The sequence below is a fragment of the Propionicimonas sp. genome (assembly GCF_047606205.1).
In the GTDB taxonomy this organism is placed as follows: domain Bacteria; phylum Actinomycetota; class Actinomycetes; order Propionibacteriales; family Propionibacteriaceae; genus Propionicimonas.
The window spans coordinates 18,119-37,643 of the sequence record NZ_JASGES010000156.1 but is presented as its reverse complement, the minus strand read 5'-3'; the positions used below and the strand labels follow the sequence as shown (position 1 = coordinate 37,643).

General features: G+C 72.6%; 20 protein-coding genes, 1 tRNA gene and 1 riboswitch. Of the genes, 7 read left to right on the top strand and 14 right to left on the bottom strand.

Going from position 1 to position 19,525, the window contains the following annotated elements; all coding sequences use genetic code 11:
* Together QM633_RS09915 and QM633_RS09910 are read right to left on the bottom strand one after the other, a co-directional pair.
* Positions 1-175: helix-turn-helix domain-containing protein (locus QM633_RS09915; protein WP_415153594.1), on the bottom strand; the 175-nt coding region annotated here is incomplete at its 3' end.
* Positions 172-432 carry a hypothetical protein gene (locus QM633_RS09910; RefSeq protein ID WP_415153592.1) on the bottom strand — a complete coding sequence of 87 codons (261 nt, stop codon included), beginning with the start codon at positions 430-432 and terminating at the stop codon, positions 172-174. The genes QM633_RS09910 and QM633_RS09915, both read right to left, overlap by 4 nt.
* A 181-nt stretch (positions 433-613) precedes the next feature.
* On the opposite strand from QM633_RS09910, the gene QM633_RS09905 reads away from it, so the two are divergent.
* Together QM633_RS09905 and QM633_RS09900 are read left to right on the top strand one after the other, a co-directional pair.
* A complete protein-coding gene (locus tag QM633_RS09905; protein WP_415153591.1) occupies positions 614-1,168 on the top strand; it encodes a hypothetical protein in 555 nt (184 codons plus the stop codon).
* The gene (locus tag QM633_RS09900) at positions 1,165-2,439 is read left to right on the top strand and encodes a tyrosine-type recombinase/integrase (protein ID WP_415153590.1); all 1,275 of its coding nucleotides are present in this window, start codon (positions 1,165-1,167) and stop codon (positions 2,437-2,439) included. The genes QM633_RS09905 and QM633_RS09900 overlap by 4 nt, the downstream gene beginning before the upstream one ends.
* Positions 2,440-2,444: 5 nt before the next feature.
* Here QM633_RS09900 and QM633_RS09895 read toward each other — a convergent pair whose 3' ends face one another.
* Both QM633_RS09895 and QM633_RS09890 read right to left on the bottom strand, forming a co-directional pair.
* Positions 2,445-2,906: a hypothetical protein gene (locus QM633_RS09895; RefSeq protein ID WP_415153589.1), complete on the bottom strand. Its 462-nt coding sequence runs from the start codon at positions 2,904-2,906 to the stop codon at positions 2,445-2,447.
* A gap of 99 nt (positions 2,907-3,005) precedes the next feature.
* Positions 3,006-3,079, bottom strand: a tRNA-Ile gene (locus QM633_RS09890).
* A gap of 98 nt (positions 3,080-3,177) precedes the next feature.
* On the opposite strand from QM633_RS09890, the gene QM633_RS09885 reads away from it, so the two are divergent.
* Both QM633_RS09885 and QM633_RS09880 read left to right on the top strand, forming a co-directional pair.
* Positions 3,178-3,444, top strand: coding sequence for a hypothetical protein (locus tag QM633_RS09885; protein ID WP_415153588.1), 267 nt, complete (start codon positions 3,178-3,180; stop codon positions 3,442-3,444).
* The gene (locus QM633_RS09880; RefSeq protein ID WP_415153587.1) at positions 3,437-3,664 is read left to right on the top strand and encodes a hypothetical protein; all 228 of its coding nucleotides are present in this window, start codon (positions 3,437-3,439) and stop codon (positions 3,662-3,664) included. Before QM633_RS09885 ends, QM633_RS09880 begins: the two co-directional genes overlap by 8 nt.
* Positions 3,665-3,736: 72 nt before the next feature.
* Here the strand turns inward: QM633_RS09880 and QM633_RS09875 are convergent, their stop codons facing one another.
* On the bottom strand, positions 3,737-4,489 hold the full coding sequence (locus QM633_RS09875) for a DUF72 domain-containing protein (RefSeq protein WP_415153586.1): 753 nt from the start codon (positions 4,487-4,489) through the stop codon (positions 3,737-3,739).
* A gap of 59 nt (positions 4,490-4,548) precedes the next feature.
* Here QM633_RS09875 and QM633_RS09870 point away from each other — a divergent pair, with 59 nt between their 5' ends.
* The gene (locus QM633_RS09870; protein WP_415153585.1) at positions 4,549-5,808 is read left to right on the top strand and encodes an LssY C-terminal domain-containing protein; all 1,260 of its coding nucleotides are present in this window, start codon (positions 4,549-4,551) and stop codon (positions 5,806-5,808) included.
* Positions 5,809-5,857: 49 nt separating this feature from the next.
* Here QM633_RS09870 and treS read toward each other — a convergent pair whose 3' ends face one another.
* The 7 genes from treS to cobI form a co-directional block, all read right to left on the bottom strand.
* Positions 5,858-8,056, bottom strand: coding sequence for a maltose alpha-D-glucosyltransferase (gene treS, locus QM633_RS09865; RefSeq protein ID WP_415153584.1), 2,199 nt, complete (start codon positions 8,054-8,056; stop codon positions 5,858-5,860).
* Between the two features lie 24 nt (positions 8,057-8,080).
* Complete coding sequence (locus QM633_RS09860; RefSeq protein ID WP_415153583.1) at positions 8,081-8,653, bottom strand: HdeD family acid-resistance protein; 573 nt, start codon at positions 8,651-8,653, stop codon at positions 8,081-8,083.
* A gap of 132 nt (positions 8,654-8,785) precedes the next feature.
* Positions 8,786-9,415 carry a precorrin-8X methylmutase gene (locus tag QM633_RS09855; RefSeq protein ID WP_415153582.1) on the bottom strand — a complete coding sequence of 210 codons (630 nt, stop codon included), beginning with the start codon at positions 9,413-9,415 and terminating at the stop codon, positions 8,786-8,788.
* A complete protein-coding gene (locus QM633_RS09850) occupies positions 9,412-10,671 on the bottom strand; it encodes a CbiX/SirB N-terminal domain-containing protein (RefSeq protein ID WP_415153581.1) in 1,260 nt (419 codons plus the stop codon). Before QM633_RS09850 ends, QM633_RS09855 begins: the two co-directional genes overlap by 4 nt.
* Positions 10,668-13,046, bottom strand: a complete 2,379-nt coding sequence (gene cobJ, locus QM633_RS09845; protein WP_415153580.1) for a precorrin-3B C(17)-methyltransferase — start codon at positions 13,044-13,046, stop codon at positions 10,668-10,670. Before cobJ ends, QM633_RS09850 begins: the two co-directional genes overlap by 4 nt.
* Positions 13,043-13,846 (bottom strand): precorrin-4 C(11)-methyltransferase, encoded by an 804-nt coding sequence (gene cobM / locus QM633_RS09840; RefSeq protein ID WP_415153593.1) that lies wholly within the window; start codon positions 13,844-13,846, stop codon positions 13,043-13,045. Before cobM ends, cobJ begins: the two co-directional genes overlap by 4 nt.
* A 56-nt stretch (positions 13,847-13,902) precedes the next feature.
* Positions 13,903-14,661, bottom strand: coding sequence for a precorrin-2 C(20)-methyltransferase (gene cobI, locus QM633_RS09835; protein WP_415153579.1), 759 nt, complete (start codon positions 14,659-14,661; stop codon positions 13,903-13,905).
* Between the two features lie 25 nt (positions 14,662-14,686).
* A riboswitch (cobalamin riboswitch) is annotated at positions 14,687-14,825 on the bottom strand.
* Positions 14,826-14,857: 32 nt separating this feature from the next.
* Between cobI and QM633_RS09830 the strand changes: the two genes are divergently transcribed.
* On the top strand, positions 14,858-15,811 hold the full coding sequence (locus tag QM633_RS09830) for a cobalamin biosynthesis protein (protein ID WP_415153578.1): 954 nt from the start codon (positions 14,858-14,860) through the stop codon (positions 15,809-15,811).
* 11 nt (positions 15,812-15,822) lie between these two features.
* Positions 15,823-16,593, top strand: a complete 771-nt coding sequence (locus QM633_RS09825; protein ID WP_415153577.1) for a cobalt-precorrin-6A reductase — start codon at positions 15,823-15,825, stop codon at positions 16,591-16,593.
* A 28-nt stretch (positions 16,594-16,621) separates the two neighbouring features.
* On the opposite strand, the gene QM633_RS09820 is transcribed toward QM633_RS09825, so the two are convergent.
* Together QM633_RS09820 and QM633_RS09815 are read right to left on the bottom strand one after the other, a co-directional pair.
* Positions 16,622-17,995: a threonine/serine ThrE exporter family protein gene (locus QM633_RS09820; RefSeq protein WP_415153576.1), complete on the bottom strand. Its 1,374-nt coding sequence runs from the start codon at positions 17,993-17,995 to the stop codon at positions 16,622-16,624.
* On the bottom strand, positions 17,992-19,392 hold the full coding sequence (locus tag QM633_RS09815; RefSeq protein ID WP_415153575.1) for a hypothetical protein: 1,401 nt from the start codon (positions 19,390-19,392) through the stop codon (positions 17,992-17,994). The genes QM633_RS09820 and QM633_RS09815 overlap by 4 nt, the downstream gene beginning before the upstream one ends.
* Between the last annotated feature and the right edge of the window lie 133 nt (positions 19,393-19,525).

Sequence of the window (19,525 nt, the reverse complement as noted above, 5' to 3'; positions counted from 1 at the left end):
CGCCGAGCATGGCGAGCAGCCGGGCCCGGGGGACGAGCACCTTCCGGCCGATCCGGAGCACGGGCAGCTCGCCCGAGCGGGCGGCGGCGTAGGCGGCGGCCCGGCCGATGCCCAGCAGCTCGCCGGCCTCGGGAACGGTCAGGGTCAGGCGCTCGGCGCTCGCGGCGGCGGTCACAGCGAGCCCCCGAGGGGGTCGAGCGGGCCGCCATTGAGGCGTTCGAGCAGTTGGCCGTAGGCGACCGCTCGGCGGCCGGTGGGGAGCTGGGCGGCGGATTCCCAGCGCGTCACGCTGGAGTGGTGGACGCCGACAGCTCCCCCGATCACGAGCACGGACAGCCGGGACGCCTTGCGGATCGCCTTGGCCTGGCCCGTGCAGCACGCGTAGCGGACCCGAGCCACCAACTCGGCGTCCGCGATCTGTCGGGTAGTCATGGGACCAGCATTACAGCGAGATACGCGAAAGTCGTGCCGGTTTCTAGTGCCCAATAGCCGAGGCGCAATCTCGCACTAGCAGGCGCCTGTGAGCGCTGTCCGGACACGCCGGAGCTCTTGGCCACACTCAGTCGAGGTAAGTTACTGGCGCCATGTGCGAAAGTAGTGCGATAATGGCGGCATGGAGTGGAGGTACATCGGGCGCCACGCCCGGCCGGAGACGATCGACGGGCAGGAGTACGAGGTGGCCGTCCACCTCGCGACGGTGGACGGCGCCCCGGTCTGTGTCGGGGTGGACGTGCGAGCCACCCAGCTACCGCTTGCCGGGGACCCGCCGCCCGCTCTCGGTTGGGCAGAGGTGAACACTCGCGTGCTCAAGCGGCTGCCGTTGCCGCAACTGGTCGAGCGGGCGTGGCGGGACCACCGCGAGATCACGCGGGCCGCCGCCTCGCTCGCCAAGGGTGAGTCTTTCGGGGTCTGGCGAGGCCCGGCCCAACCTGCGCCCAGCGTGCCGAGGCGTGGACGCCGGCCGCTGCTCGACACGGACGGGCTGGTCGTGGTCGCTACGGCGTACCTGAGCACCACCCGCGGGCGAGTGGCGGCAGTGCAGGGCGCCCTCGCGGCGCACCTCGGCGAGACCGGGGCAACGAGAGACCAGGCCAACAAGGCGATCAAGGCCGCGCGGGACGCGGGCCTGCTGCCACCCGCGAGCACCCAGCGAAGGGGGACGAAATGACCACCGCGAGCGAGACCAAGGCCGCGCCGAGGATGAAGGACGGGCTGGTGAAGCGCGGCGCCACGTGGTCGTACGTCGTGCGCGAGCGCGACCCTGAGACGGGCAAGTCCCGGCCGCGGTGGGTCGGCGGGTTCCGCACTCGCGACGACGCCAAGCGGGCCCGGGACAAGGCCCGCGCGGCCACCCATGACGGCACCTACGTGGCGCCCCGCGACGTGACTGTGGGGGAGTGGCTACGGGTCTGGCTGGACGCCCACGCCGCCACGCTCAAGCCGTCCACCCTGCACAGCTACCGGGCGAAGGTCGCCAGCTACCTCGTCCCGAACCTCGGCGGCACCAAGCTCCAGGCACTGTCCCCTTCGCGGCTGTCGAAGCTGTGGGCCGACCTCGCCGAGCACGGCGGCGCGGACGGCCGGTGCCTGTCGCCTCGTTCGGTGGAGTACACGCGGGCGATCCTGCGGAAGGCCTGCGCCGACGCGATCGTGGAGCGGCTGCTGACCGTGAACCCGGTCCACGGGTCGAAGGCGCCCCGCCGCGAGGCCCACGACCTGCTGGTGTGGGACAACGCCCAGCAGACCGCGTTCCTCGACGCGACCCGGGCCGACCGGTGGGGCACCGTGTGGCGGTTGGCGCTGGCGACCGGAATGCGTCGCGGTGAGCTGTGCGCCCTGACGTGGGCCGAGGTGGACCTCGACCGGGGCAGGCTGCGGGTTGCGAAGTCGGCCACGCAGGTCGGGGGCGACGTGGTGACCACCGACACCAAGAACCACGAGAACCGGCTGGTGGACCTCGACCCGGCGACCGTGGCGGCGCTCCGCGAGCTGCGCAAGCGACAGGCGGCCGAGCGGCTGGCGTTCGGGCCGGGATACGCCGAGGACGGCCTGCTGTTCGTCTGGCCCGACGGGTCGCGGGTGCTGCCCGACTACCTGTCGAAGGAGTTCATGAAGGCCCAGGCGCGGGTGCTGGCCGCGCAGGTGGAGGCGGCGTCCGAGGCGATCCGGCGCGAGCGCCCAGAGGCCACCGACGCCGAGGTGTCGAAGCTCGCCGGGCGAGAGGTTGAGCGCAGCGGCGCCAAGCTCCCGCGGCTCACCCTGCACGGGTGCCGCCACTCCCACGCCTGCACCCTGCTGCGGGCCGGTATCCCCGTCCACGCGGTCGCGGCCCGCCTCGGGCACAAGGACCCGTCGGTGACGCTGCGGGTCTACGCCCACGCGATCCCGTCCGACGGGGCGGGCGCGGCGGCTGCGGTGGCGCTGGCCCTCGGCGGCTGAACCCGTCAGCCGTCCACGGTGATGTTCAGGTCTCGGCGCGCGGACACTACGAACGCGCGCCGGGCCTCGATCACCTTCGACTCGGCTATGCCGTCCCACGCGTACTGCTCGACGGCGCGCACCAGCAAGTCGGCCTCGAGCGCGCAGGCTTTGGACGCTAGCAGCTCGACCTCGGCGAGGGCGTCGCGGAGGGTGGGCAACTCTTGGCTCCCGGTGTCGTTGTCGTCCACCGGCATGGGCGGGCCGCCCCTCTCGGACTCGTACGACCGACGGCTGGCGGCTCGGTGGATGCGATCAGCCTCGGCGAGTAGGTGTGCGATCGCGGCGCGTCGGCCGTCGTATCGGCGCTCGGTGCGGTCGTGCTCCCGCGTCCGCACGTCGCGCCAGAGGTTCACCAGGGTGCTCAAGATCACCACCACCAACGCGCTGCCGGCGCCGATCAGCGCGCCTTGGATCGACTCGGACACGGCCCCTCCTTGCACGGTGTTAGCAGATCGTTAGCACGTCCAGCCCTGTCGTGGTGAGCCGCGGTTGTCGATTGCGCCTCTGACAAGGCTGAACGAGGGTGGGGCGGGCGGGGCTCGAACCCGCGACCCAGGGATTATGAGTCCCCTGCTCTGACCGGCTGAGCTACCGCCCCGGAGCGTGCTGGTTCAACGTAGCGACTGGGGTTCGGGCGTGTCCAAAGCGCGCGACCGGGTAGCGTTCCCCTGACGGGCGCGACGACGGGCGGAGAAGATGGACGCACTGCAGGTCACCATCTGGGTGGTCACCCTCGCCGGGCTGGTGGGGCTGGCTGCGGTGTTCTACACCTCGCAGCGGCTGGGCGTCCGGTTCGCCGCCCTCGGCGGGTTCGGCGCGTTCTACCTGGCGGTGCTGCTGTGGGGGCCGATCGACGATCTCTGGTCCAATGTGACCACGGTCTCGATCCTGGTCGCCACCATCGGCCCGCAGCTGGCCCGCGCCGCAGCCGGAACGAGCAAGGAAGGACCGTCCCGTGACTGATTCGACCTGGGAGCAGCCCGGCTTCGAGGACGCCCTCGAGGGGACCGCGGTGAACCTGATCACCGGCTTCGTGCAGCGGATCTTCGCCGACCTCGACCCCCTGGAGCTGGTCAGGGCCGAGGCCCCGGAACTCTCCGAGGACGACCAGCGCGCCGTGGCCCACCTGATCGACGAGGCCGTCGTCGAACTCGAGGTGGACGTCAGCGGGCACGACCACTGACGGGCGCCTTCGTCACGCCGCGGGCCGCGTTCCTCGCCGCCCGTCTGCTCGGGTCGGGGCGACGGGGACGCCTCACAGCCCGAGGTGGCGGCGGAGCGACCGGGCGTTGCGGACGGCGTGGCCGTCCCCGTCGTTGTTGAAGTAGGCGTAGACGTCGCGTCCCTGGGCCAGCCACTCCCTGGTCCGCTCCGCCCACCACGCCATCGACGGCTCGTCGTAGCTGCCGCCGTAGAGGTGGTGCTGATCGGGCCCGTGCAGGCGCGCGTAGACGAACCCTGCCGTCGCCCGCAGGATGCACGGCAGCCCCGCCCCACTCATCACCACGTACGCGGCGCCGTGGCGCTCGAGCAACCCGAACACCTCCTCGACGTGCCAACTGGGGTGGCGGAACTCCACCGCCACCCGCCACGACCGCGGAGCGCTGCGCAGGAACCAGTCCAGCCGGGCGTCGTCCCGGGCCATCCCCGGCGGAAGCTGCACGAGCACCACCCCCAGGCGGTCCTCGAGAAGGCCGAGAGACTGCCCCATCCGGGTGATCCAGCGCTCCGGCTCGAACAGCCACTTGGCATGGGTCAGCGCCCGCGGGGCCTTCACCGTCAGCGCGAACCACGGCGGCAGCCTGCGTCGCCACGACCGGAACGACGCGTCCGGCGGCCACCGGTAGTAGCTCGCGTTCAACTCGACCGTGTCGAACAGGTGCTGTGCGTAGAACTCCAGGCGCTTCGCGTCCGGCACCTCGGGCGGGTACACCACGCCACGCCAGCTGTCGTAGACCCAGCCGGAGGTGCCCACCCACGCCCGCGCCGCCACGCGATCCTCCGCCATGCCGCTCCTTCCGTCCACACCCAGCAGTACCCCGACCCGGCTACGGCAAGATGGTCGGCATGGAGACGCCGGAACGCGGGCTGCTGGCCCGGCTCGACGGCTTCTTCTTCGTGCTCGCCGGGCTCGCGGCGGTCTACCTGGCCTACCTGACCCTGCGCGAAGGCATCACTCCCGGCTGGCCGATGCTGCTCGTGGTCGTGTTCTGGGTGCTGGTCTCCTACCTCGTCCTGCCTCGGGTGCACCGCATCCTCAGCCGGGTCTACGTCCCCGACTACTTCATCGGACGCACCCGCACCGCCGACGGTCTCCTCGGCGACCCGGTGAACCTCGCCCTGATGGGCTCGCCTACCCAGGTCCACCACGCCCTCCGCGCCGCCGGCTGGACGCGGGCCGACGACCTCAGCCTCGCCAGCGGGTGGCGGATCGTGACCAGCACCCTGACCCGGCGCAGCTACCCGCAGGCCCCGGTCAGCCCCCTGTTCCTGTTCCGCCGGCGCCAGGACTTCGCCTACCAGCAGGAGGTCGACGGCAGCCCGTCGCAGCGCCACCACGTCCGCTTCTGGGCGTGTCCGGACGGCTGGTTCCTGCCCGGCGGCCTCCGCGTCGACTGGCTTGCCGCCGGCACCTACGACCGCAGCGTCGGGCTGTCCCTGTTCACCCTCCAGATCACCCACAAGATCGGTGCGGACGTCGACATCGAGCGCGACCACGTCGTGGCCACGGTGACCGCGGCCGACGGCACCGCGACCGTGCGCGTCCTTCCCGACTTCTTCACCGGCTACCACTCCCGCAACGGCGGTGGCGACCTGATCGAGACCGACGGCCACCTGCCGATCATCGACCTCTCCCGCGTCGACGTGGCGGGCGCCCCCGAGGCCGCGCTCCCGGTCGTCCGCATCGGACGGCCCGTCCAGACCGTCGTCGGCTCCCTGATGACCTCCGTGCGCGGCATCGTCTACGCCGCACTGTCCTCGCTGGCCCTGATCGGCTCGAGGGACGCCGACGAGGTCACGGCGGCGACCTCGGTCCTGCTCGCCCTCGTGCTCGGGCTCGGCGCGCTCGGCGACCTCGTCCTGGCCGCGGCGACGTTCGCCGGCCACAACTGGTCACGACTGCTGCTGTGCGCCTCCAGCGTCCTCGGCGTGGCGTCCGTGGTCGCCGAGCGGCTGGTCGGCAACCTCGGCGGCCCGCTGCACGAGGGCCTGCTGCCGCTGGCCACCAGCGTGCTGGTGCTGCTCGCGCTGTCCAGCGACTCCGCCCGCGAGTACGCGCTGGGTCGGCGGAGGCGACGACCTGCCCCGGCCGACCAGCCCTCGTGACGCCCGCCGCGATCGCGGCGGGGTGACGGCTCGCCGGCCGGCGCGCAGGTCAGCGAACCACCATGGCCAGGCCGCCGAAGGCCGGAAGCTCCACCGTGAAGCCGCCGAGGGCGTCCACGTCGTCGACCTTGCGCCTGGTGGCGAGGTCGGTGACCCTTCCCTGCGGAAGGTGCTCGGACTGGACGCGTCCGGTGATCCGGTCCGGCCCGAAGTTCAGGGCGGTGATCTGCACCAGGCCGTTCTCCAGCCGGCTGATCATCACCAGCATGCTCCGCCACGGCACGTCCGGAACGTCGAGCAGCGTCGCGGTGGCGATCCCCGAGCGCTTGCGCAGCTTCAGCACCTCCGCCAGCCGGGACGCGAACGAACCCGGGTTCTCCAGCTGCTGCGGCAGCGGACCGTACAGCGCGGTGGCCACCGGCATCCCCGAAGCCGACTTCTTCGCCTCCGGCGCCGACCCCATCAGGTCGTACGCGCCCCGCTCGATCCAGCGCGTGTCACCGGTCCCGATCAGCGGACGCACCTTGGCCCGGTCCACCGGCAAGGCCCCGACCAGGTCCCACCCGGACAGCGCGAACACTCCCGGCTGCCACGCGTTGTACATGCACAGCAGCAGGTGCGCGTTCGCGATCCGGCGCACCTCCGCCTCCGTGATCGTCTCCAGGTCGGTGATGCCGAGCGACGCGGCGATCACCGACGCCGTGGTGCAGGCGATCCCGTTCTGCACGAACAGGGCGTTGTACGGCGCGGCCGCCCCGGTCAGCTTCAGCCGCATCGTCTCCCGCACATACTCCGCCAGCTCGCCGCCGGTCGTCTCGCCGCCGGCCAGCTCGTAGGTCGTGTCCCGATGGGGCCCGGCGAAGTGCACCAGCTCGTAGGTGAGCTCGTCGTGGTTCTGCAGCGCGTGCACCAGCGACGCCTGGTCGACGCCGATCCGCAGCGCCTCCCGCAGCGTCAGCCGGAGGAACTCGGTGTCACCCGTGGCCAGGGCGAACTGGTAGGCGGGCCGGGTCACGAAGTCGTAGGACAGGTCGGGGCCGACGGCGCTGGTCTGCTTGATGTCGTCGATCGACAGGTTCAGCTCCTGGAACGTGAAACCGCCCACCTTGCGCACCATCGACCCGATCAGCTGGTTCGCGGCCTGGCTCATCGGGTGCCCCTCCGACCAGCCCGGGCCCACGTCCACCTTCTCGATGCCCAGGAAGCCGTTCGCGTCCAGTCGCAGACCGCCCGACCCGAGGTCGAGCAGGCTGTGCAGCGCGTCGCCCATCACCAGCCGCATGCCGGCGAAGGTGGGGTCGAGCCAGTTGATCGTCGGCTGGCCGTCCTTGAAGTAGTGCAGGTACACCCAGCGGCGCAGCCTGCCCTTGTAGTCGTAGATCGGGGGAGTGACCGACCAGTTCGTCTCCTTCACGCCCGGCTCGTAGAAGATCACCCGCTGCAGCGCTCCGATGATGTAGCCGCCCTCGGCGAGCTTGCGCTCGGCGTCGGCGTCCAGGTTCACCGAGTCGCGGCCCTCCGGAACGTCGGGCAGCAGGTGCCAGGCATCCTGGGGGATGTCGACCATGTGATAGATGCCGGGGTAGTCGAGGTAGTTCAGCTCGGCCAGCCGGAAGTCCGCCCCCTTGCCGGTGTGGCCGGGAACGATGTCGTCGATGATCGTGCCGCGGCGACGGGCGGCGTTCGCGCACATCGCGCGGAACTCCTCCTCGGTGCCGAACGCGGGATCGATCTGCATGCTGATCCGGTCGAAGTGGCCGTCGACGCTCGGCGTCGGCTCCCAACCCGAGATGCCGCCGGCGAGCTTCAGCGGCCCGGTGTGCACCGCCTCGATACCGATCTTCGCGAACGCCCCCCACAGGTCCTCCGCGCCCAGCGAGGCGAGAAAGGACTCGCCCGGCCCGGTGATGTGCGAGATCGGGTAGGCCGTGTACCAGACCGACGCCTGCCGCACGGCGGCCCTCGGATCGGGGTGGGCGTAGGGGTTCGCCCACATGGCGTGGTGCCCGGCGAGCTGGCGGCCAAGGGTCATCGAGTCGTGCAGCATCGACTGCCGCTCCAGCCACTCGACATAGGCGGGGTTGCGTCCGTCCGGCTCGAACGGCGGCGGGGGAGTGGCGGCCTCCACCGCCTTGCGCTTGGCCTTGGGACGCAGCCGCTCGGGCCGCGCGGCGTAGGGCGTCGGCTCGAGCATGAACTCGATGGTCCGGTCCTCGTCAGGGACGTCGGGCAGCTCCTGGTCGCTCACCGCGCCAATCTATGCCACGGCTGCCTACTTCGGCCCGAAGCGGAACGCCCGCACCAGCTGCACGACGCCCAGGACGACCAGCGAGACACCGAGCAGCAGCCACAGGAAGGCCGCGCCCCACAGCGGGGAGGACAGCAGGGTGATACCGGCGATGATGCTGATGACCGAGTAGATGATCGTCCACACCTTCGACGCGGCGTCGCCGATCATCGTGATCCCGACGATGCCCTCGATGATCCAGGTGATCCCGACGATGATCCCGAGCAGGACGGCGAGGCCCGCCGCGGTGGCGCCGAGGTTGGAGAAGGCGACCACCGCCGCGACGAGGAAGATCACGCCGAGCACGAGGTACCCGATCCGCGGCCACGTGCCGAGCTTGCGGGAGAAGACCCCGATGGCGATGTTCACCAGGCCGGCGATCGCGGCGTAGACGGCGATGATCCCTGCCACCACCATGGCGGTCTTGCCCGGCCAGGCCAGGATCAGGATCCCCACCACCAGCGAGACCAGACCGCTGATGCCGAGGGTGGCGCGGATTCCGTTGGTGACCGACTTGTCGAGTTCGTTCAGGTCGGTCTCAAAGTACGTGCTGGGCATGGCTGCTCCTGTCTGGGGTGACTCGAACGCTTCCAGTCTCTCGCGGAAGGCCCCGGCGTGGGGCCCGACGCTCGGCGTGCGGGACGGTTCGGGGACGCGGGCGGGGGCCGACCCGAGAGGCGGCGGGCGGGGTCAGATGCCGGGACGGGAGAGTGCGTTGACCGCCGCCGAGGTGATCGCGCTGCCGCCGCGGCGGCCGCGCAGCACGAGATACTCCAGGCCGAGGTCGTTCGCGACCAGGGCCTCCTTGGACTCGGCGGCACCGACGAAGCCGACCGGGATGCCGACCACCGCTGCGGGTCTCACCCCGGTCTCCTCGACGACCTCGAGCAGGTGGAAGAGGGCGGTGGGTGCGTTGCCGATGGCCACCAGGGCGCCGTCCAGCCTCGGCAGCCACAGTTCGACCGCGGCCGCGGTCTTCGTGGTGCCGCGCTCGGCGGCCCTGGCGGCGACCTCGGGCGTGCCCAGCAGGCAGATCACCTCGTTGTCGGCAGGCAGCCGCGAGCGGATCACTCCGCTGGCCACCATCTGCGAGTCGCACAGGATCGGAGCCCCCGCCTGCAGCGCACCGCGCGCCGCGGCGACGAAGCCGTCCGACCACGCCAGCGACGCGGGCAGGTCGGTCTGCGCGGCGGCGTGAATCATCCGGACGGCCACCTCGGCCACCTCCGAGGGCATCGCGGACAGATCGGACTCGGCCCGGATGATCTCGAACGAACGCCGGTAGATCTCGGCGCCGTCGCTCAGGTAGCCGTGGTTCACAGGCCTTCCTCGTTGACCAGCTCGACGAACCGATTGCGGATCCGGCGTGCGCGCAGCGGATCGTGGGTGGTCACGGCCGCGACGGTCACCCCGGCGGCGTCCCCGGTCGCCGGCGTCCAGGCGGAGCCGTCGTCGGCCCGGTCGGCACGGACGCAGAACGTGTGCCGCGCCTCGGCCTCGGCGACGATGGCGGCGTTCACCTCCGCGGAGTCGGTGGTCGCCATCACGTACCAGGCCCCGTCGAGGTCGGACGGGACGTGGCCGCGGGCGTGCCAGGTGAACCCACCCGCGTCGGCGAGGCCGGCCAGCGCGGTGTGCAGCTCGGGCGCGACCACCTCGACCTGTGCGCCCGCCTCCAGCAGCTTGGGCACCCGCCGCCGCGCGACGCAGCCACCACCGACGACGACCACCTTGCGTCCGGCCAGCAGCAGGCCGGTCAGGTAGGCCGGCGACCCGGCGGTCGTGCGGGCGCGCAGCGCGCCCTCCTTGTAGCGCTGGGCCACGACCTGGGCCAGCTCGTCACACGGCCCGATCACGTTCGCGATCCGGATCGTGGCGTCCGGGTGGGTGGTGCGGAACGCGTCCACCTGCTGGTGCACCCATTCGTCGAGCCGGCCGGTGAACAGGAAATGGGGCATCACGACGATCCGCCGGCTGCCGGAGGCGTAGTACTGGTGCAGGATCTGCGGGAGCGTCGGCCGCGCGACCTGGATGAACGCCGACAGCACCTGGTGGTAGCCGCCGGTCTCGAAGACGACCCGGGACAGCCGGACGTGGTCGGCGTTGGCGTCGGTGACACTGCAGCCGCGCCCGACCATCACGACATCGGTCTCGGCGGCCGGCCAGTCGCCGCGGGCGGCGGCGATCCGCTGATGGACGGCGTCGATCATCGGAGCGGGCGAGCCGAGGTGACGGGTGCTCACCACGGTGGCGTCGAGGTGGCGGGCCCTGGACGCGTCGATGGCCTCGGGGATGTCGTCGCGGACGTGGCTGCCCGTGCCGATCATCAGCGGCACCACCACGGCGGCCGGCGCCCCCGCCAGCACCAGGTCGAGGGCCTCGTCGATGGTGGGAGGGGTGAGCTCCACGAAGCCCGCCTCGACCCGGACGTCCGGCAGCAGGGCACGCACCTTCTCGACCAGCACCCCGGCCGCGCTGGCGCCGGCATTGACGCGGGTGCCGTGCCCGGCGATCACCAGCGGCGGCGGGGTCACCGGCACGGCGGCGGGCAGGGGAGCGGGTTCGGTGTGCGTCATGGCTTCATCCAGTGGTAGTCGCGCGGGGTCACCATGACGGTGCGTCCCGCGCCGGCGGGCAGGTAACGGGTGGTCGAGGAACCGATCACGACGAGGGAGTTCATGTTCACGACCTCGGGGTCGAAGTCGGCCAGCGTCGACAGCGTGACCCGCTGGTCGGGACGGTCGGCCTCCTCGACGACGGCGACCGGGGTACCGGCCGGCCGGTGGGCGGCGAACAGGGCGAGCGCGTCCGGCAGGTGGTGCAGGCGGGTGCGGCTGCGCGGGTTGTACAGGACCGTGACCAGGTCGGCTTCCGCGGCGGCCCGCACCCGGGCGAGGATCGTGTCCCAGTCGGTGTGCAGGTCGGACAGCGAGATCGTGGCATGGTCGTGGCCGAGCGGCGCGCCGAGAATGGCGGACGCGGCCAGGCTCGCGGTGACGCCGGGCACGATCTCGACGTCGATGCCGTCGGTGCCCTGTTCCAGGGTGGGCGAGGCCATCGCATAGATCGCCGGGTCGCCGGAACAGACCAGCGCGACGTTGTTGCCCTCGCGGGCGAACCGGATCGCGGTGGCGGTGCGTTCCTCCTCCTTGCCCATCGGGGTGGAGGCGATCCGGACCCCGGGCGCGAGCAGGTCCTTCACCTGGGCGACATAGGGTCGGTAGCCGACCACGACCGATGCCTCCCGGATGGCCTGCTGCGCGCGGGGGGTGGTCAGGTCGCGAGAACCGGGGCCGAGGCCGATCACGGTCAGCCTGCCGCGGGCGGGAAGGCGTCCGACCGCGCAGGTGGCCTCGGCGGTCTTCCGCTTGTGGACGACCAACTGCGCCCCGTGAGCGAGCACGGACGCCTCCGCGACGCTGGGCGTACCGACCGCCTGTTCCGCGTGGGCCGACGGGTTCGGCACCTCGTGGGCGGCGAGGACGTCGGCGGCGTAGGTGACGAACGGGACGCCCAGGTCGGCGGCGAGTTCGACGAGCCCGGTCTCGTCGGCCTTCGCGGCGACCGAGGTGATCGCGGCCAGCGAGCCCAGGGCGAGGCCGGCGTCGGCGAAAGTGCGGGTCAGGAGGTCCCTGAGAGCCCCCGCCGGGGTGCCACGGTTGCAGCCCATGCCCGCGACGAGGCTCGGCGGGTTGAGCACGACCGTGGGCAGGGCCCGGGACGGCCCCGGCACCGCAGGCGCCTCGCTCTGGTCGGTCACCACGACCACGCCGGCGGCGTCCGCGTGCACCTGCTCGCCGGGGGCGAGCACGGCCACGTTCGCCGGCAGCGGCGGCAGTGGCCAGCGCTGCGCACGGGTCACCGCGACGGGTTCCCCGTCGAGGATCGCCCTGGTCACCCCGGCGACGTCGCCGGACCACGGCCAGCCGAGGGTGTCCAGCGCCGGCAGCCCGAGGGCGTCGGTGGCGGTGGTCAGCACCGCGGTCGCGCCCAGGCCGTCCGCGATCCGGCGGGCGAGGTCGTTGGCGCCGCCGCCGTGGCCGCCCACCAGCGGGACGGCGAAGCGTCCGGCCTCGTCGACGACGACCACGCCGGGGTCGGTCTTCTTCGATGCCAGCAGCGGGGCGATGATCCGGGTGGTCGCGCCGAGAGCGAGGTGGCTGACGATCAGGTCGCACTCGGCCCACGCCTGCGGCAGGCCGGTGACCGCGCCCTCGGCGTAACGGCGCGTCGGTGCCCCGAGGACCTCGTCGATCCGGTCGGCGTGAATGCCGCTGGCGGCGCCGCTGGTGACCTGGCCGACCACGGGCTCCTGGGTGCGCAGGACGTCGGCGCAGGGAGTGTCCGGGCGCAGCGCCTCCGGCGCAGCGGCGAGGACCAGCACGACGTTCGGCTCGACGGGCTCGACGGCCGCCGCGGCGGCCGCGTCCAGCACCCGCACCCGCTCGTCGGGCTCGCCGAGCCGTTCGGCCAGCACGAAGGTGCGTTCGCGTCCGGCCAGCCCTGCGGCCAGCTCGCGGATGCCGGCCTCTGCCGAGGTGAACACCGCCACCTTGGGATGGCTGCGGGCCAGCGCCAGCGCCGGTGCCAACGGGCGGCCGTGGACGCTCACCACGACCGCGTCGTCCCACGGCAGCCCGACCCGGGCGAAAGCGGTCGCGATCGAGCCGACCGCCGGCACCACGCGGGGACGCAGTCCCGCCGCCCGCAGCGAGCGGACGACCCCGTAGTGCAACGGGTCGCCGCTGGCGACCACGACCACCTTCACGGTCTCCGGCAGCGCCGCGATCCGGGTCACGGCCGCAGAGAGCGCGCCGAGGGTGATCCGGCGATCCTGTGGCACGGCCAGCCGGTCGAGGTGCCGGCTGCCGCCGACCACCCAGTCGGCCGCGGCCGCGGCCGACAGGAGATCCTCGGAAGGGTCGCCGAGCAACCCGAAGACCGTGATCATGACTCGCTCCTCGTCACGAGAGGGGTGCCGTCGGAGGCCCGGAACTCGTGCCGGAACCCCGGGTGGTACAGGTGGCTCCGCGTGGTCGACGTCTCGGCCAGCGCGGGCCCGACCAGCACGACGGTGTGCTTCCAGAGCTTGTGCTCCTTCATCGTCGCGGACAGCTCGTCGAGGCGGCAGCGCAGGATCAGCTCGTCCGGCCAGCTGACCCGGTAGCCGACGATGCACGGCGTGGCGGGCGCGTAGCCGCCCGCCAGGAGTTCCTCCTGGAGCGCCTTGTTGCGGGCCGCGGACAGGTAGAGCGCCATCGTCGCGTGGTGAGCGGCGAAGCCGCGGACGGTCTCCGTGGGCGGCATCGGCGTCCGGCCGCCCTCCAGCCGGGTCAGGATCAGGCTCTGCGACACCTCCGGGACGGTGATCTCCGCGTCCATTCGCGCCGCGGCCGCGGAGAACGCCGAGACGCCGGGAATCGTCCGGTACGGGACGCCGATCGCCTCGCAGATCCGCCGCTGCTCGGCCGTCGCGCCATAGATGGACGGATCACCGGTGTGCACCCGGGCCACCAGCAGCCCCTCGTCGTGGGCGCGCTGGTAGAGCGGGGTGATGTCCTCCAGCGAGGCGGACGCGGAGTCGACCACCACGGCGTCGGGGCGGGCACCGGCCACGATCCCCTCCTCGACGAGGCTCGACGCCCAGATCACGATGTCGGCGTCCGCGATCACCCTGGCGCCACGAAGCGTGATCAGGTCCGACGCCCCGGGGCCCGCGCCGACGAAGACGACCTCGCCGGCCGGGCGCACCGGCGAGGAGGGGGACGTGCCTGTGTCGGGCTGCTCCGGGTCGGGCTGCGGGGTGGTCACAGCCGGCCTCCGGTCTCGGTGCGGACCGGGGCGACCAGCACGGTGGAGAAGTAGGGCGCGGACTCCGCGTCCACCTCGGCGAGCGGCAGGATGGTCTCGCCGGGAAGCCCGATGTTCACGCCCAGCACGCCGTCGCGGCCGGCGTCCCTGATCACCCCGAGGAGGTCGCCGAGCCGGCGTCCGCCCTTGTAGGCGACCACGGTGTCGGAATGGGCGAGGGCGGCGCTGACCGTCGCCAGACCGTCGGTCACCGGCACGAGGGTGAGGCTTTCGCGACCCTCGACCAGTGGCGTCAGGCTGGCGGCGGCCAGCGCCTGCATGGCAGTGATGCCCGGCACGACCGACACGTCAACGCCGGGCACCACTGCCTGTACATGGGCGGCGAGGTAGCTGAACGTCGAGTAGACGCTCGGGTCGCCGACGGTGGCGAAGGCGACCGTGGCCGCTCCCGCCCGGAAGGCCTCGACCGCTGCCTGGGCGGACGCCTCCCACGACTTTCGCCGCGTGGTTCCCACGCCGGCCCGCTGGGCCATGCTGAACGGGACTCGCCGCAGGCGGGACGCGGCGGCCGGGCAGGCGGCCAGCACGACCTGCTCGGCGCGGCCGGCATCGTCGCCGCTGGTCTCGGTGCGGGGGACGAGCACCACGTCGGCCTGCGCGAGGATGCGCGCGGCTTTCAGCGTGACCAGTTCGGGGTCGCCAGGACCCACGCCCACGCCCACAAGGGTGGGTGTGCTCACGGCAGGCGTCGCCAAGAGAGCCTCCTCAGGTGTCCTCGCCCGATGAACTCGGCAGCGAGGCGAGTTCCTGGCTCCCGGACGCCGTCCGGTCACAGTGGCGGGACCGCCCCGGAATCGCCTCTCGGCCCACCGGAGTTCCTGCGCACATCGCTGCCCGGACCCAGTCTGGCACACTCGGGGGCGAAGAATTGCCACGGCGAGAGGACGGTCGATGCGACCCGGAGGCGTGCTGGCCGCGGGCCTCGCCCTCGGCTGGCTGGCCGACCAGCTGCTCGGGGACCCCCGGCGTCGCCACCCCGTCGCGGGGTTCGGACGGATCGCCGGCCGGCTCGAGCGGAAGCTGTACGGCGACCGGCGCGCCCGCGGCGTGGCCTTCGAAGCGGTGCTGGTCGGCGGTGCGCTCGGGCTCGGCCTGGGCGTGGAGAGGGTCGCTCGCCAAAGGCCGGTGGCGGGCGTCCTGGTCACGGCCGCGTCCACCTGGGCCGTGCTGGGCGGGCGGTCGCTGGCCCGCGAGGCGGAGGCGATCGCCGGGCTGCTCGAGCGCGACGACCTGGCCGGCGCGCGCGGGCGGGTGCGGAACCTGGTCAGCCGTGACCCGGAGACCCTGGACGCCGACGGAGTGGCGAGGGCCGCGCTGGAGTCGGTGGCGGAGAACACCTGTGACGCGGTCGTGGCGCCGCTGCTGTGGGGTGCGGCAGGCGGCGTCCCCGGCCTGCTCGCCTACCGTGCGATCAACACCCTCGACGCCATGGTCGGCTATCGCAGCGAGCGCTACCGCAACTTCGGCTGGGCCGCGGCGAAGCTGGACGACCTCGCCAATTGGGTGCCGGCACGAGTGGCGGGAGCGCTCGCCGTGGCCGCGGCGCCCCTGGTCGGGGGACGTCCGCTCGATGCGGTGCGGGTCGTCGTAGCGCAGTCCGGCCGGCATCCCAGCCCCAACGGCGGCGTGGTCGAGGGCGCGTTCGCCGGCGCGCTCGGGGTGACCCTCGGCGGACGCAACGTCTACGAGGGCGTCGAGGAGGACCGCGGCGAACTGGGGTTCGGCCCGCCGCCCCGACCGTCCGACCTGGCCAGGGCCAACCGGCTCGCCGTGGCCGTGTCGGCGGGAGCAGCCGTGCTGGCCGTCGCGGTGGCCTGCGCACGGCCCCTGAGCGGGCGTCGGTGAGGAGCGGGTCGATGGGGTCGCGAAGGGGGCGCCGGCCGGTCGCGGAGAACATCCTGCTGCTCGGCGGGACGGCCGAGGCGCGGGGTTTGGCGGAGCTGCTGGTCGGCGAGGGGGTGCCGCTGGTCACCTCGCTGGCCGGCGACGTGGTGCAGCTTCGGCTGCCGCCCGGACAGGTCAGGGTGGGTGGCTTCGGCGGTGCCGGGGGCCTGGCCCGCTACCTGCGGGAGAACAGCGTCACGGCCGTGGTGGACGCCACTCACCCGTTCGCCGAGCGCATCACCGCCCACGCCGCAACGGCCTGCGCGACCAGCGGCGTCCCTGTGCTGCGGTTGTCGCGACCGAGCTGGGCGGAGCGTCCGGACGCCACCACCTGGCACTGGGTGGGTTCGATCGCCGAGGCACGCACGGTCGCGAGGACGCTGGGCGAGCGGGTGTTCCTGGCCATCGGACGCCAGTCGTTGCCCGAGTTCGCCGACTGGACCGAGCTCCCGGTGCTGGCCCGGGTGGTGGACGCCCCGGCTTTCGAGGTTCCCCCCAACTGGGAGGTACTGCGCGCCCGGGGGCCGTTCACCCTCGACGCCGAGCTCGACCTCCTGCGCAGCCATGCGATCGACGTCGTCCTCACCAAGGATTCCGGCGGACCCACCGGTGCCAAGCTGGACGCCGCCGCAGAGCTCGGCGTCCCTGTGGTCATCCAGCGCCGCCCGGCGCTGCCTGCCGGCGTGCCGGTGGTCGCGGCGGTCGCCGAGGCCGCGGCCTGGGTGCGCGCCCTCGGCGAATGACGTTTCGCACCGAACTCGACGCGGAACGTCACGCGTTCCGATCCTCCGGCGGCGGGGTGGCCTGACCGCGCAGCACCTGCTGGGCCCGGGTGCGGGGCATGTGCGTCCAGCTCGGGTTGGCCTGGATCCAGGCCGGGTCGGTGAGCATCCGCGCGATCGTCAGACCTGCCGCGAGCGCGACCACGATCCCCAGCGCGGTGGAGGCATTGGTGAGCGCATTGAGCGGGTCGCGGTTGATCATCGCCACCAGCGCCCGGTAGGTACTCGCGCCAGGAATCATGATCAGCACAGCCGGCACGGACAGGATGATCCGGGGCGCGGGCAGCCGCTGGGACGCCCAGCCTGCCAGGAGACCGATCAGGGTGGTGGCGGCGGTCGCGCCCAACAGCGGATTCCAGCCGGCGTCCACGGCCGAGAGCCGGGCCAGGTTCGCGACCGCGCCGATCACCGATGTCGCGAGCGACGCGCGGATCGGGGTGTTGAAGGTGATCGCGAAGCCGAACACGCCGGCGAAGCTGGCCACCACGCGCAGCAACAGCAGCAGCCAGGGTGCGAGGTCGAGGGGCTCGATCTCGCCGGGGCTCAGCCCGAACGCCCAGGCCACGAGCCACGCGCCCAGAGCCGCGGCGAGCGTGATCATCGTCGCGTACAACAGCCGGGACATCCCGGACGTGAAGTCGAACCGGGCCAGGTCGAGCGCGGCGGTGAGCAGCGGGAAGCCTGGCACCAGGAACAGGATGGCGGAGGTGAACGCCGCCTCGTGGAGCGGCTGCGCCGCCAGCGGCTGCACCCAGTGCAGGACGTCGGCGGAGAGCATGTAGACCAGGCAGGCCGTCACCGACGCGAGCGCGACCATCGCCAGCTGGTTGAGCCGGAAGCGGCGCAGCAGCAGCTGGACACCCTTTCCGCAGCCGGCCGCGACCGCCGCTGCCAGGCACTCCTGCCAACGTCCGTTGTTCAGGAACGCGAAAGCCGCACACGCCGCCGCCGCGCCGGCCACGACCGCCCATCCGGAGTAGTGCTGGGCCTTCGTCTCGAGCTGGTCGAGTTGGCCCTGCAACTCGGCGGCGGTCAGCCCGGGCGCCGCGCGCAGCGAGACCCGCAGCAGCGCGGCGATCCGGTCTGCGTTCACCACCGGCACCGGCACCTCCACCACCTGGGTGCGGAAGGAACCCCGGGCCCGGGTGGTCGCGACGATCTCGTTGAGGCTCACCTGCGCCTCGAGTTCCTCGATGCCGAGAGCCTGGGCCACCCGTCCCATCGCGGCCTTGACCCGGTAGGAGCCGGTGCCGGCGGTCAGCATCATCGCCCCCATCCGGCACACGGCATCAGACTTCTCCGCCAGCCTGGCGTCCCTGGCGGCTACGTACGGAGCGGCGTCGTGCGAGTCGTCCTGGGTCACGATGCGTCCTTCCTGTCCTGGGAGTCGGAACTCGGCCGCGGCGCGGCCGGGGGCCCGGCACGGTGTCGCAGACGAGCCTGGACAATTCGTTCCCGCAGGCTCCAGAGCTGCTGCTCGAGAACGTCCGGAGCGCAGACACCCAGCGCTCCGAGCGCGTCTCCGATGTCGTCGGCGATCGCGGTCCAGCGTTCGAGGTCCCCCCGGAGGTCGGCGTCCTCGGGAAGCAGCCCACCGACGGCGGGCACGGCCCCGGCCTCGCCGGCGAGTCGGCGCAGCAACCAGGTGAGGGCGCCGGCGGCCCTGGCAGGGCCGCCAACGACGAAGACGCGAGGTGCCCTCGCGCCCGGGCTCGTTCCCGCGCGAAGCCAGCGCGCCCAGCGGTCCGCGAGGCTGCCGCGCGTTGCTGCCCGCCCGCCACTCGCGGCGCCCGCGACCGCAAGGAGGACGGCGTGCTCCCAGTCGAAGGCTTCGATCGCCAAGGCCTGCTGGCCGGCGCCGCCGTCGAGGAGAATCGCGTCGACGGCGACGCCGTCCCGGCCCCAGTCGGTGTTGGCGCCGCGCAGGGGCTCGGTCGCCCGGAGCCGGCCGTCCGCCCCCGCTCGCAACCAGGTTCTGCCCGAGCCCACCGCGGACACCTTCCAGCTGCCGAGGGACCGCGGGAGCAGGAGGCCGTCGGGTGCGATCGCCGCGGCGACGTGGCGGCTGCGGCCGTCTGTGGACGTCAGCCTGAGCAGGGTCAGGCTGGTGTCCAGCCACCCTTCGTCCCCGCCAAGGACGGGGGAGAGGTCAACGGCCAACCCGCCGTCGCCGCGCGCCCAGAGCTCACCCGAGTCGGGAAACTGGGCCACATATCCGGGCGCTGTCCGGTGACGTCCCGCGGCGAACGGCGACGCGGACCGGACGACGGGGAGCCAGCGCGCGGTCGTGGCGATGGCACGTAGCGCTCGAGCGCCCGCCCACGTGGTGGCGGAGAGTCGACGGGCAACCTCGATCGAGTCGGTGACCTCGACACACAGCCGGCTCAGCCATCCGCCCACCGGACCGAGGGAGAGCGGGACGATCCACATCGTCCGGCCGCGCATGCAGCCGGAGAAGTCCTCGGCGATGCTGCGGCGCATCAGGGCCGGATCGCGCCAACTCCCCTGGTCGCCCGCCGCCGTGGGATCGATCGAACAGGTGAGGGGGAGCGGCGCGGACGCTTCCACGAGGGACTCGATGGGCAAGGAGGCCGGTCGGTCGTCGAGCCACCACCGGATTTCGTCCGGCTCAGTCAGCGCAGCCACCTGGCTCACCCAGCTGACGACGGCCATCGGCGCGTCCGCGGGAGCGTTGAGGGGGACGACCGGGAGACCGACGTAGATGCAGTTCGGGGTGGGCAGTGTGGCCAGCGCCGACATGATCGCTCCTTCGCGACGTCAGGCAAGGGCGGCACTCATCCGGGCTGGCCGGGTATCGGCTCATGGCCGGGGCTCCTTGCTCGAGGGTTGTCGAAGACAGCAGGCGGTCTGACTTGTCGCCACGGAAGGGCGC